Annotated in this window: 1 protein-coding gene; it reads left to right on the forward strand. The window is 50.3% G+C overall.

Annotated features, from left to right (window positions below):
* Positions 1 to 29 precede the first annotated feature (29 nt).
* Positions 30 to 14,981: an amino acid adenylation domain-containing protein gene (locus NSQ37_RS14490; protein WP_341123953.1), complete on the forward strand. Its 14,952-nt coding sequence runs from the start codon at positions 30 to 32 to the stop codon at positions 14,979 to 14,981.
* The last annotated feature ends 1 nt before the right edge of the window (position 14,982 follow it).

Raw genomic sequence — 14,982 nt, forward strand, 5'->3', positions numbered from 1 at the left:
TTACATACAGATGAAATGGAGGCAGCTCTATGAAAAGTGATATGAAGGCAAGCGGGTTACTCAAGCCATCTGTCAGCTATGGAAAATCATTGCGGCTTTCAGCGGATCAGCCGATGACGATTCCTGAAGTCCTGCACAAAACCGCCGCGGCAGCGGGAGATCAAAAGGGTATCACATATATACAGCCTGACGGCACCAAAGTGTACCAGACTTACAGCGGCCTGAAAAAGATCGCTCTTTCGATTGTGAAAGGGCTCCGCCAATCAGGAGTGAAGGCTCAGGATGAAGTCATATTACAGCTCAGTGACAATTCCCAGCTGATTCCTGCTTTTTGGGGCTGTGTTTTTTTAGGAGCGATCCCGGTTCCGCTTGCGGCCGCTCCGGCTTATACAGAAATGAACAGCGGGACGCAAAAACTGAAAGACGCCTGGACGCTTTTGAATCGGCCGTATGTCATCACAAGCCGTGACGTGCTGCCGGAGATGACTGAATGGGCGGAGGAGCAGGAGCTTTCCGGGTTTTGCGCTTTGGCGGCAGAAGATCTCAGTGCGCACGAAATGGATACGGACTGTCATCATCCCCGTCCCGAAGATTTGGCGATGCTGCTTTTGACCTCGGGAAGCACGGGCACGCCGAAAGCCGTGATGCTCAGCCATGAAAACATCGTCTGCATGGTCAAAGGAAATATTCAGATGCAGGGCTATACAAGTGAGGATGTCACGTTTAACTGGATGCCTTTTGACCATGTCGGCGGCATCGGAATGCTTCATCTGCGTGATGTTTATCTCGGATGTGAGGAAATCAACATACCGAGCGAATCCATTTTGATGGACCCTTTAAAATGGCTCGATCTGATTGATCATTACCGCGCTTCGGTCACGTGGGCCCCAAATTTTGCCTTTGGACTGCTTGCCGATTTTGCAGAAGAGATTCAAACGCGGAAATGGGACTTATCTTCCATGCGTTACATGCTGAACGGCGGGGAGGCCGCGGTTGCGAAAGTCGGACGCAGAATTATGGAGCTTTTAGAGCCGCACGGTCTGCCGGCTAATGCCATCCGACCCGCATGGGGAATGTCCGAAACGTCTTCAGGCGTTATTTTCTCAGATGAGTTTACACTGGAAAACACGAATGACGACGATCGTTTCGTCGAGATCGGTCTGCCGATCCCGGGATTTAATATGAGAATTACGGATGACCGCAATCAAGTGGTGGAAGAAGGAGAAATCGGCCGCTTCCAAGTGTCGGGTCTGACTGTAACGAGCGGATATTATGAGCGCCCGGACTTAAATGAGAGTGTCTTTACAGAAGACGGCTGGTTTGAAACGGGAGATCTCGGATTTCTGCGTGAAGGCCGCCTGACGATAACGGGGCGCACAAAAGATGCCATCATTATCAACGGTGTGAATTATTACAGCCATGCCATTGAATCAGCCGTTGAGGAATTGCCGGAAATTGAAACGTCATATACAGCGGCATGCGCCGTCCGGCCGAATCAAAGCACGACAGATGAGCTGGCGATTTTCTTTGTGACATCTGTTCCGTTGGATGAGAACCGCATGACGAAGCTTCTTCATCACATTCACCAGCACGTGACACAGAGAATCGGCGTTACCCCTGATTATCTGCTTCCGGTCGCAAAAGAAGACATTCCTAAGACGGCGATCGGGAAAATCCAGCGCACTCAGCTGAAACATTCATTTGAACAAGGGCAATTTGATTCATTACATAATAACAGACAAGAAGGCGGCAATTCAGACACGGCTTCTGCAGAGAAAGAAATTGAACGGGATTTTATCCGTTTTCTGAAAGAGGAACTTTCCATCGCGGATGAGCTCGTTGATCCAAATACACCGTTTCAAAGTCTTGGCGTCAATTCCATCAAGATGATGAAACTCGCCAGATCAATTGAAAAAACGTATCACATCCGGCTGACGGCAAGAGAGCTGCACAAAAACCCGACGATTGGCGCTTTAGCGGCTTATACTGCTGAAAAAGCGGCAAACATGTCAGCGGACCATCATCCCCAAAAAGCCGAACCGCCGGCAGAACGGGAGAGACGGCAAACGGCGCCAGCGCTTTCAGAAGTCCAAAAAGGGCTGTGGACATTGCAGAAAATGTCGCCTGAAACGACTGCATACCATGTCCCGCTCTGTTTCCGATTCACATCCGGAATCGACAAAGAGAAACTGAAACAGGCGTTTCAGCTCGTATTAAAGCAGCATCCGATGCTCAAAAGCGCCGTGAATGAAACAGAAGGCGGGTTTTATTTCATAGAAGCGGCAGATCCTTTTGTATTCTCGGAAGAAGATATTTCTGACGTCAATGAATCACAAATATCCGCTCTGATACGGAAAAAAGTGAAAGAGCCGTTTGTCAAAGAAGGCGGACCTTTACTGCGCGTGCAGCTGCTTTCAAAATCCGCCGAGGAACATTATCTTTTGACGGTCATTCACCACATCGTGTTTGACGGCATTTCATCCATTACATTTATTCACAGTCTGCTGGAACATTATCAGGCGCTGCTGGAGGGAAAAGAAGAGTTTACGGCTGCCGCTCCCGGTATTCATCCCGATTTCGCGGCTTGGGAAAAGCGGTATTTAGCGGGTGAAGAAAGCAAAGCTGCCCGCGCTTACTGGATGAAACAGCTCGAGGGCGATCTGCCTGATCTTCAGCTTCCGCCGATGCGCACGGACAGCAGTGTTCCGGAGTTTACAGAAGATACGCTGACACGCCGTCTTCCCGAACGGCTGCTGAATAATATAACGGCGTTTGCCGCATCCCGTTCGATTCATTTGTCTACCGTCATGCTGAGCTGCTATATGGTGCTTTTAAGCAAATATACGGATAAGGAAGATATTGTGACAGGCATGCCTGCAATGGTCAGACCCGAAGAACGCTTTGACGGAGTGGTCGGCCATTTCCTCAACATGCTTCCCATACGGAGCAGAGCCGGACGAAAAGAAACATTTGCTGACTTTGTTCAAAAGGTGCAGGATGCCGTTCTGGACGGACTGGATCACTCCTTTTATCCGTTTCCGAAAATGGTACGTGATGTGCATGCGAAACCCCTGCAGAACGGTTCGCCTGTTTTCAGCAATGCCTTTTTCTATCAGAACTTTCTGCAGCATTCCAGCTATCAATCGATGCTTGATGAATACAAGGAATTCTCCTGTGAGTTTGTAAAAGACATTCATCAGGAGGGGGAATATGATCTTGTATTTGAAATGTGGGAAGAAGCATCAGGTATGGATCTTACGATTAAATACAGCACCGAATTATTCGACGAAGCAGGGGCGGCCAGACTTTTCAGCCAATTTGTACAGGCTGCTGAAGCTTTGACGGCGAATCCGGATATGCCGCTTGAGAACGTTTCTCTCATGACAAAAAGAGAGGAGCACATGATTCTTAAGACTTGGAATGAGACAAGCCGTGAATATCCGGATGCCTGCTTCCATGAATTATTCGAACGTCAGGCGGCAGAAACGCCGGACGCTTGTGCGGTCGTGTATGAACAGCAACAGCTGACGTACCGTGAGCTTAATGAAAAAAGCACGAAGCTGGCGCTCTATTTGCAGGCGCACGGTGCAGGCCCTGATGATCTCATCGGCATTTATACAGACCGTTCATTGCATATGGCTGTCGGACTTCTCGGCATTTTAAAAGCCGGGGGAGCGTATGTGCCGCTTGATCCTTCTTATCCCGCTGACAGATTGGAATATATGATCGCCGACAGCAGGATTTCAATGTGCCTGACGACAGCTGATTTAGAGCACTCTTTGAACTGGGGAGGCGTGCAGACAACTGCCATTGACCGCGATTGGTCTCATATTGAAAGTACAGCCGCGGAAAGAACGTCGCTGAAGCGGTTAGTGACACCTGACGATCTGGCGTATGTCATTTACACGTCGGGCAGCACGGGCAAACCGAAAGGCGTCATGATTCCGCACCGGGCGCTGACCAATTTCTTACTCTCGATGGCGAATGAACCGGGGCTTTCGTCCGAAGACAAACTGCTTGCCGTCACGACATATTGCTTTGACATCGCGGCACTGGAGCTTTACCTTCCTTTAATCAAAGGAGCGGAGTGCAACATCTGTAAGACAGAAGTCACAAAAGACGCACGGAAGCTGAAAGAGCTGATTCAAGAGTACAAACCGACGATCATGCAGGCGACGCCGTTTACGTGGAAAATGCTCTTTCATTCCGGATGGTCAAATGAAGAAAATGTGAAAATCCTTTGCGGCGGTGAGGCCCTTAGCGAACAATTGAAGCAGCAGTTTCTCGATACGAAAAGCGAGGCTTGGAATATGTTCGGGCCGACAGAGACGACAATCTGGTCCGTGGTGCAGCGGATAACGGAAAATGAGAGCGCGCTTACGATCGGGCGCCCGATCGCCAATACCCGCGTGTATATTATGGATTCCGGTCTCAACCCTGTTTTAGAAGGGGTGCCGGGAGAACTTTGTATTGCGGGAGACGGATTGGCAAGAGGGTATTTCAACAAGCCTGAGCTGACAGATAAAGCTTTCGTCAGCCACCGGCTCGAACTGGGATCAAAGCTTTATAAAACAGGCGATATGGCGCGTTTTCTCCCCGGCGGCCGCATTGAATACATGGGACGGATGGACACCCAAGTCAAAATCCGCGGCTACCGGATTGAACCCGGAGATATTGAGAGCAGGCTGAATGCCCATCCGGCTGTACAGGAAAGTGTAGTTGTTGTGAACAATCACTCCGGAAATGAGAAGCTTTGCGCGTTTTATATCCGGAAAAACGGAGAGCCGCTTCCGTCTGCAAAGGAATTGCGCAATCATTTGAAACAAGCGCTGCCGGCCTATATGACGCCAGCTTCGTTTATCCGTCTTGAAGAGCTGCCGCTTACGCCGAACGGAAAAGTGGATCGCAAGCTTCTTGCTGCCCGCGATCTGACGGAAAAGCAGCCGGACACACAAACATTTTCATCTACTCATATCCAGCAGGCCGTACTGGCGATTTGGCAGGATGTATTGAAAAGCAAAGATATAGAGCTTGATGACCGCTTTTTTGATGCGGGGGGAGATTCGCTTCTTGCCGTGACTGTCACTGACCGGATGACGCAGGAACTGGATTGTGAATTCAGTGTAACGGAGCTGTTTGAATACGCGACGGTAAAAGACATCAGCCGGTATATCGCTGAGCAAAAACCGAAAGAAGCCGTTTTGGCTCCTGTACCGCAAAAGAAAGTGAATGCAGAAGACCGGGAACATCCGGCGGAAGAATTTCCCGATTATTACGAGGACAGCCTTGCGGTTATCGGTATATCCTGTGAGTTTCCGGGAGCGAAAGATCATTATGAATTTTGGAATAACATCAAAGAAGGCAAAGAAAGCATCACCTTCTTTTCAAAAGAGGAGCTCCGCCGATTCGGTATTTCTGAAGAACTGGCTGATCATCCCGGCTTCGTTCCGGCTAAATCAGTTTTAGAGGGGAAAGAAATGTTTGATCCCGGTTTCTTCGGCTTTTCACCGAAAGATGCGGAATATATGGATCCTCAGCTGAGAATGCTTTTGCTCCATTCATGGAAGGCAATCGAGGATGCGGGATATATCTCCAAAGAAATTCCGGAAACAAGCGTGTATATGTCTGCCAGCACGAACTCTTACCGCAGCCTGCTGCCGGAGGAGACGACAGCACAGCTGGAAACGCCGGATGGCTACGTGTCATGGGTGCTTGCCCAAAGCGGTACGATTCCGACGATGATTTCTCATAAACTCGGGTTGAAAGGGCCGAGCTATTTTGTCCATGCCAACTGTTCATCTTCGTTAATCGGCCTGCATTCGGCTTTTCAAAGCCTGCAGTCCGGCGAAGCCAAGTACGCCCTTGTCGGCGGTGCGACCCTTCATACGGAATCAAGCGCCGGATATGTTCATCAGCCGGGGCTGAATTTTTCGAGCGACGGGCATATTAAAGCGTTTGACGCGGATGCTGACGGAATGATCGGCGGTGAAGGAGCCGGCGCCGTGCTCTTGAAAAAAGCGTCTGATGCCGTTAAGGACGGCGACCATATTTATGCGCTGCTGCGCGGAATCGGCGTCAATAACGACGGAGCGGATAAGGTCGGATTTTATGCGCCGAGCGTCAAAGGACAGGCTGAGGTCATTCAGAAGGTCATTGATCAGACGGGCATACATCCCGAAACGATCGCGTACGTCGAAGCTCACGGCACAGGAACAAAACTCGGCGATCCGATCGAACTGTCCGCACTTCAATCGGTGTACGGCCGATATACAGATAAAAAACAATACTGCGGCATCGGTTCAGTCAAAACAAATCTTGGGCATTTGGATACAGCGGCAGGAATGGCGGGCTGCATCAAGGTTGTCATGAGCTTATATCATCAGGAAATCGCGCCGAGCATCAATTACAAAGAGCCGAACCCGAATCTTCATTTAGAAGACTCTCCGTTTTACGTAGCGGAAGAAAAGAAAGAGTTAACTCGTGAGAACAGAGCGCACCGCATGGCTTTAAGCTCTTTCGGTCTTGGCGGAACAAACACACACGCGATTTTTGAACAATATCCGGATGCATCTAAAGCAGCAGACGCTGCCGGTCCGTTCATCATTCCGTTGTCTGCCAGAAAAAAAGATCGTCTGAAGGAGTACGCAAAACAGCTGCTGGCTTTTCTGGAAAGAAAAACGGACACAGACCTCGCTGATCTTGCCTACACGTTCCAAGTCGGAAGGGAAGCGATGGAAGAGCGCGCGGCCTTTATCACAAGCGGCACTGCGGAGCTGAAGCGGCAGCTTGCCGATTTTATCAATGATAAGCCGGCTGTAACAGGCTGCTTCAGAGGAGAAAAACAGCAGGCGAAAGATATTGCCTGGCTTTCTGATGATGATGACAGCGCTGAACTCATTGAGAAATGGCTTGCGAAAGGAAAAGGACCGAAGCTCTGTGAAATGTGGAGTAAAGGCGTCGCCATTAATTGGCACAAGCTTTACAAAGACAAGCATCCGAAACGAATCAGCGTGCCGGTCTACCCGTTTGCAAAGGAGCCGTACTGGCCGAAAAAAGCAGAAAAGAACACATCTGCCGCACACACCGGAGTCTCAGTTTTACACCCGCTCGTGCAGCAAAACACGTCGGATTTGGCCGTTCAGCGGTTCAGCTCACGGTTTACAGGCTCAGAATTTTTCCTGAAGGATCATGTGGTCAGGGAAAAAGCGGTGCTGCCGGGAGCGGCATATTTGGAAATGTCTTATGAAGCGGTAAAACGGGCGCTTGGCGGCTTATTAAAAGACCAAGACAGAATAACGCTCCATCATACGGTCTGGATGAAACCGATCGTCGTTCACGAACAAGAGCGCCAAGTCCATATTGCGCTGTTCCCTGAAGAGGACGGCATCATCTCATATGACATTTACAGCGTCAACGCTGACGGCGAAGAAGTGCTGCACAGCCAAGGGCGTGCCGAGATCATAAAGGCTGAACGAGAGCCTGAGGCCGACCTTTCTGCCATACAAAACAGGTGCACAGCGGACATTCTTGATCCGGCGGCCTTTTATCGGGAAGGCCGGAGCAGGGGGATGTTCCACGGAAAAGCCTTCCAAGGCATTAAGTCCGCCTTTATCGGCGAGAAAGAAGTGTTTTCGGACATACAGCTTCCGGATTCTGTTTCTCATACGAACGGACAATTTACGCTTCATCCGAGCATCATTGATTCGGCTATTCAGACGGCGACGATCTGCATTATGCAGGAGTTTTCCGGACAAAAGCTGATTCTGCCGTTTGCGTTGGAATATCTTGAAGTCATCAAAGCATGCACGCCGACTATGCGGGCGCATGCACGCTTCAGCGATGGATATCAAACCGGTGATTCCGTGCAGAAAGCCGACATTGACCTGTTCGACGAAACAGGAGCGCTTTGCGTGAAGGTGAGAGGATTCTCTACGAGAGTGCTTGAAGGCGATGCAGAATCGGCTCAGCCGCCATCAGGATCGGAAAAGGTCTTGTTTGCACCGGTCTGGAAAGAAGCCGCCGCATCCGAGAAAGCTTCTGTCCGTGCTGATGAGCATTTGATCATACTTTGTGAAGATGCCTGCCGTATAAAAGATGAAACGGCATTCGGCCTGAAAGACGCCGAACTGCTGATTGCAGAAGGTGAGGGTGAAACAGCCGCTGAACGCTTCCAAAGCTATGCGCAGACAATCGCCGAACACATCCGGCGGATCATCAGCGAAAAAAGGCAGGGCCGCATTCTGATTCAGACCGTTATTTCAGCAGACGGCAGCCAGCAATTGTTTGCGGGGTTAACAGGTTTGTTAAAAACAGCCGAGCTGGAATACGGAAAACTTGACTGTCAGCTCATCGAAATGGAATCAATCGGCGAAATGCCGGCTGTCGCTCAAAAACTGAAAAACGACAGTCATCGGCCGCATGATAAACATATCCGTTATAAAGGAGAAAAACGGTATGTGAAGGCTTGGGAAGAAATGCATCCTGCAGGAGGCGGCACCGTCTGGAAGGACGAAGGTGTATATCTGATTACCGGAGGGGCAGGAAGCCTGGGCTTGATGTTCGCAAAAGAAATCGCAGGTCGCGTAAAACACCCGAAAATCATTCTGACGGGCCGCTCAAATCTGGCAGAAGCCAAACAGCGTGAGCTTGCTATGCTTCAGCACTCAGGCGCAAATGTCGTCTACAAAAAGCTGAATGCGGCAGATCGGCGGGAAAATGAAGCGCTGATCAAAGAGATTACGGAGAAATTCGGAAAGCTTAACGGAATTATTCACGCTGCGGGAGTGATACAAGACCGCTTCCTGCTGCAAAAAACGAAGGAAGAGTTCAGGGAAGTGCTTGATCCGAAAGTGATCGGAACCGCTTATTTAGATGAAGCCAGCAAAGACTGCAATCTTGACTTTTTCGTATTGTTCTCCAGTGTTTCCGGCGTTCTCGGCAATGTCGGGCAGGCTGATTATGCCGCCGGCAACGCGTTTATGGATGCATACGCCGCTTACAGGCAATCCCTTACGGAGAATGGCCTGCGGCACGGAAAAACGGTCGCCTTTAACTGGACGCTGTGGAAAGATGGCGGTATGCAGGCGGGAGACGAGACGGAGAGAATGATGAAAAAAGTTTTCGGCATGGTTCCGCTTCAAAAGGCGTCAGGCCTGGCTGCATTTTATGAAGGAATGGCTCAGGAAAAGCCGCAGCTTTTAGCAGCCGAAGGACACGCAGCGAAATTAAAACAGTCGTTCCTGTCCGTTTCTGAAACTGAAAAGCCGCAGGTGCAGAAAATAGAGCCTGTATCCGCCGTTTCGGGAGACAAATGGCACGGTGCGCTTATCAGATTGGTCAGTTCAATTTTAAAAGTCGGCCAAGACGAGATTGATATTGATACGGAACTGAGTGAATACGGTTTTGATTCTGTATCGTTTACCGTCTTTACGAATCAATTAAATGAAGCGTATCAGCTGGAACTGGCGCCGACGATCTTCTTCGAACACGGGACGATCCGCAGTTTAGCGGAGTATTTGACGGATGAGGCAGAAGCCGGGCTTCCTTCTCAGCCGGAAGAAAAACACGATGCAGAAGAATCTCTTCAAACGCTTCACACCGCTTTGACAGCCATGGTAAGCGGCATTTTAAAAGTTGACCGTGAAGACATAGATACAGATACGGAATTGAGTGAATACGGTTTTGATTCCGTATCGTTTACCGTCTTTACGAATCAATTAAATGAAGCGTATCAGCTGGAGCTGGCGCCGACGATTTTCTTTGAGCACGGAACGATCAGCGGTCTCGCCGGATATTTGGCAAAAGAGCATCCGGGCCGTTTCGGCGAAAAGAAGAAAGAGTCTCCGAAAAAAGCGCAGCCAAAAGCCCAAAAACCGAAAATGCAGCGGAAAAAGCGCTTCGCAACGGTAATGAACGCTGCGGCAGCGACACAAGAGCCGCGCCGCTTTGACCCGGTTGCCATTGTCGGAATCAGCGGCCGATTCCCGGGCGCGAAGGATATAGAGGAATTTTGGCGCAATTTGAAAGAAGGAAAGGATTCGATCACAACCATTCCGAAAGAACGCTGGGATTGGCAAGCGTTTGATGGCGACCCGAATCTTGAAGGGAACAAAACGAATATCAAGTGGGGCGGCTTTATCGACGGAATAGCTGAATTTGATCCGCTGTTCTTTGGGATTTCACCGCGGGAAGCCCAATATTTAGATCCGCAGCAGCGGCTGTTATTGACTTATGCATGGCGGGCGATAGAAGATGCGGGCTGTAAGCCGGAAAGCCTTTCCGGTACAAATACGGGCGTCTTTATCGGCACCGGAAATACCGGTTATAAAGATTTGTTCACAAGGGCAGGTCTTGCGCCGGAAGGACATGCGGCGACAGGCAGCATGATTCCTTCCATTGGTCCGAACCGTTTGAGCTATTTGTTAAATCTTCACGGGCCGAGCGAGCCGATTGAAACGGCATGTTCAAGCTCGCTTGTGGCGATTCACCGGGCGGTATCCGCTATAGAAAACGGAGAATGCGACATGGCGATTGCCGGGGGAATCAACACGATTCTGACGGAAGAAGCGCATATCAGCTACAGCAAAGCAGGCATGCTCAGCAAAGACGGAAAATGCAAAACCTTCTCCAAAGATGCCAACGGGTATGTCAGAGGAGAAGGCGCGGGAATTCTGATGCTGAAGAAACTGACAGATGCAGAACGTGACGGCAATCCGATTTACGGTGTGATCCGAGGTACGGCTGAAAACCACGGCGGCCGGGCGAATACGTTAACCTCGCCGAATCCGAAACTGCAGGCTGATTTATTGGTGAAAGCATACCGGAAAGCGGGAGTGGACCCGAGCACCGTCACGTATATTGAAGCGCACGGTACAGGAACCGAATTGGGCGACCCGATTGAAATAAACGGTTTGAAAGCGGCGTTTCACGAGCTGGCGAAAACACATCAAGAGCCTGAAGTCTCCGGTCACCGCTGCGGCATCGGTTCGGTCAAAAGCAATATCGGCCATTTAGAGCTTGCCGCGGGAGTATCAGGCGTCATGAAAGTGCTTTTGCAAATGAAGCACAAAACGCTGGTGAAAAGCCTGCATTGCGAAACGATCAATCCGTACATTCAGCTCGATGACAGTCCTTTCTACATCGTGCGGGAAAATCAGGAATGGACGGCAGCAAAAGATAGAAACGGAAATGCCATTCCGCGCCGGGCCGGGGTCAGCTCATTTGGCATCGGCGGGGTCAACGCCCATATCGTTATTGAAGAGTATGTCCCGAAAGCAGCCGCTCAGCCTGAGCACAGCCCGGAAAATCCGGCAATCATCCTTTTGTCCGCCAAATCAAAAGAAAAACTGTTTGAACAGGCGCAGCAGCTGCAAAAAGCGATCCGTCAAACGCCGTATACAGATCAAGACTTGGCGGGCGTCGCTTATACGCTGCAAACCGGAAGGGACGAAATGGAAGAGCGCTTGGCCATTCTTGCAGCGACGATGGCGGAATTGGAAACAAAGCTGGAAGCATTTACGAAAAATGAGAAAAACATTGCCGGGCTGTATACCGGCCAGTCTCACCGCAATAAAGATACGTTTGCCTTGTTCACGGCAGATGAAGATATGGACATCGTCATTGACGCCTGGATTAAAAAAGGAAAATTCGCCAAGCTGGCAGAGGTATGGGTGAAAGGCGGCGTATTGAATTGGAACCGGCTGTATGAAAAGGGTACGCCGCGTTTACTCAGTCTTCCGTCTTATCCGTTCGCAAAAGACACGTATTGGGTGCCTGAGAATCCTGACAAAAAGAAGGTCCATACAGAGGAACGGATGAAACGTATTCTGACGAAACAATGGGAACTGAGCCCGCTCGAACTGGGTGAACCGTGCGCACGTTCCGTTGCGATTTTGACAGGCGGGGACACGATCAATCTCGCAGAAGAGATCGCAGCGCACATGCCGAATCACCGTATCATCACCGCATCAGACCTTACCGGTGAATATGACTGGCAGGCGTTTGACGGAGTCATCGACCTCTTCGGCGCAGCGAAAGAAGATTCTCAAGACATGGCCGGAATCAAATGGCTTCAGCAATTGATTGAGCATGGGCATAAAGAAGGGATGACACTGCTTTGTGTCACGAAAGACCTTGAGTCATTAAATAAAGAGGCCAATCAAACAACAGGAGCAAAACGGGCTGGTCTGTACAGAATGCTGGCATACGAGTACGGTCACCTGTCTTCAAGGCATCTCGACCTTGAAGGAGCGCTTTCGGATGACAAACTGGCGAAGCAGATTGCCGATGAGTTTCATGCCCGCACTGATGACGCGGAAGTTTGCCGGAGGGATGGCTTGCGCTACCGCGCCGTATTGAGCGGATCAGAAAATATGAATATGAAAGGCGAGAGAATTGATTTTCCGGCCAACCATGTGCTTCTGATCACCGGAGGGACGAGGGGGATCGGTCTTTTATGCGCACGCCATTTTGCCGAACATTACGGAGTGAAAAAACTGGTGCTTACAGGCCGCGAGACCCTTCCGCCGCGAAGTGAGTGGACGGGCGGACTGAATGGGGTGACGGCTTCTGTAAAAGCGAAAATTGAAGCTGTTCTCGACTTGGAATCCAAAGGTGTACAAGTGAAGGTTTTGTCAGTCCCGTTAGCTGATGAAGCTGGGCTGAGACAGGAACTGAGTCAGATAAAACAGACGCTCGGACCTATCGGCGGCGTGATTCACTGCGCGGGTGTGACCGATAAAGAGACGCTCGCATTCATCAGAAAAACCGATGAAGACATACAGCGCGTGCTCGAGCCGAAAGTAGACGGGCTTCAGGCGTTATACAGTGTGCTCAGCGAAGAGCCGCTGAAGTTTTTCGTCTTGTTCTCTTCCGTGTCAGCTGCGATACCGGCACTTTCGGCAGGACAGGCCGACTATGCCATGGCCAATGCGTATATGGACTATTTTGCAAACTCATACAAAGAGCAGCTGCCGATCGTAAGCATTCAGTGGCCGAACTGGAAAGAAACCGGAATGGGCGAGGTAACGAACAAAGCTTATAAAGAGAGCGGGCTATACAGCATCACGAATGCAGAAGGATTACAGCTCCTTGACAGCATACTTCTTGAATCAGCAAGGGGCCCGGTGCTGCCGGCCGTTCTGAATCCTAAACTGTGGAAGCCGGAGCGACTCCTGCGGCGGAGCAGGCAGGATCAGCCAATGAGTCCGGCTATGGTAAAACCGGCGGAAAAAACCGCTTATACTGCCGCAGACAACGCTCAATTAACAAAGAAAACAGAAGAATGGCTGAAAGAATTATTTTCTGAAGAGCTGCGGATTGACCAGGACCAGCTTGAGACAGACGTATTATTCCAAGATTACGGAGTGGATTCCATTATTCTTGCTCAGCTTCTGCAGCGGATCAATCGGAATCTCTCGGCATCGCTTGACCCGTCCATTCTGTATGAATATCCGACGATTCAATCTTTCGCAAATTGGCTTCTCGAAGGATATACAGAAGTTTTGTCGGAACGGTTTGATTTGGCGGCGGCGGAGCCTGTTAAGAAAAAGCCGGCTGAGCCGGTAATTGAAACACAAGCCGTTAAGGTGCAAGAAGAGCCGGCCGGAAAACAGATTCACCGGGAAGATATCGCGGTTGTCGGCATGTCCTGTCGGTTTCCGGGAGCGGCTTCCTTAGAGGCGTACTGGTCGCTTTTGGCTGAAGGCCGTTCGGCCATCCGTCCTGTTCCGGCTGAACGATGGGGTTTGAAGACGCCTTATTACGCGGGGATGCTCGATGGAATCAATCAATTTGATCCGGACTTCTTTTTACTGGCTGAAGAAGATGTAAAGGCAATGGACCCTCAAGCTTTGGCCGCTCTGGAAGAATGCCTTAACCTGTGGTATCACGCTGGCTATACGCCGGATGAGATAAAGGGAGAAGCAATAGGTGTGTATCTCGGCGGACGCAGCCGTCACAGACCGGGTGAAGAGAAACTGCTGGATGCGAAAAACCCGATCGTCGCGCTGGGTCAGAATTATTTGGCCGCAAATCTCTCTCAATATTTTGATATGCGCGGCCCGAGCGTTGTCCTCGATACGGCTTGTTCTTCTGCTTTAGTCGGAATGAATATGGCCGTGCAGGCTCTTGTAACAGGAGAAATAAAAGCGGCCGTCGTCGGCGGGGTGAGCCTGTTTGAATCAGAAGAAACCCATAAATTATTTGAACAGCGCGGCATATTAAGTAAAGCGCAGTCGTTCCATGTATTTGACGAACGCGCCGATGGAGTCGTGCTGGGCGAGGGTGTCGGAATGGTTCTTTTAAAAACCGTGTCTCAGGCGATTGAAGACGGAGATTCTATTTATGCCGTAGTGAAGGCGGCATCCGTCAATAATGACGGAAGAACGGCAGGCCCGGCTACGCCGAGTCTGGAAGCGCAAAAATCCGTCATGAAGACGGCTCTTGAAAAAAGCGGAAAACAGCCGGAAGACATTACTCATATTGAGGCGAACGGTTCAGGCACGGTCGTGACGGATCTGTTAGAACTGAAGGCCATTCAATCCGTCTACCGTTCAAAAGACGCCGGCCCGCTCGGAATCGGATCTGTGAAACCGAACATCGGGCACCCGCTTTGCGCGGAAGGAATTGCAAGTTTCATAAAAGTTGTTCTCATGCTGAAAGAAAAGAGCTTTATCCCGTTTTTATCAGGCGAGCATGAAAATACACATTTTGATAGAGAAAAGGCCAATATTCAGTTCAGCCGCACTCTGGCAGACTGGCCGTCACCAATACCGGCGGCAGGAATTAACTGCTTTGCCGACGGCGGAACAAACGCCCACGTCATTGTGGAAGCGTGGCAGGAAGACGAAGGGCGCCGAATCAAGCGCCATCCTTTAACACCGCCTGCATTAAATAAGCGGCTGATTTCGCCGGACAGCAAAGAAGAAACGAACGAAAAAGCTGCGGCAAACATCTGGGATACCTATGAAGTGGAGGTTTAAC

It is taken from the genome of Bacillus sp. FSL P4-0334, assembly GCF_038004825.1.
GTDB lineage: Bacteria > Bacillota > Bacilli > Bacillales > Bacillaceae > Bacillus > Bacillus velezensis.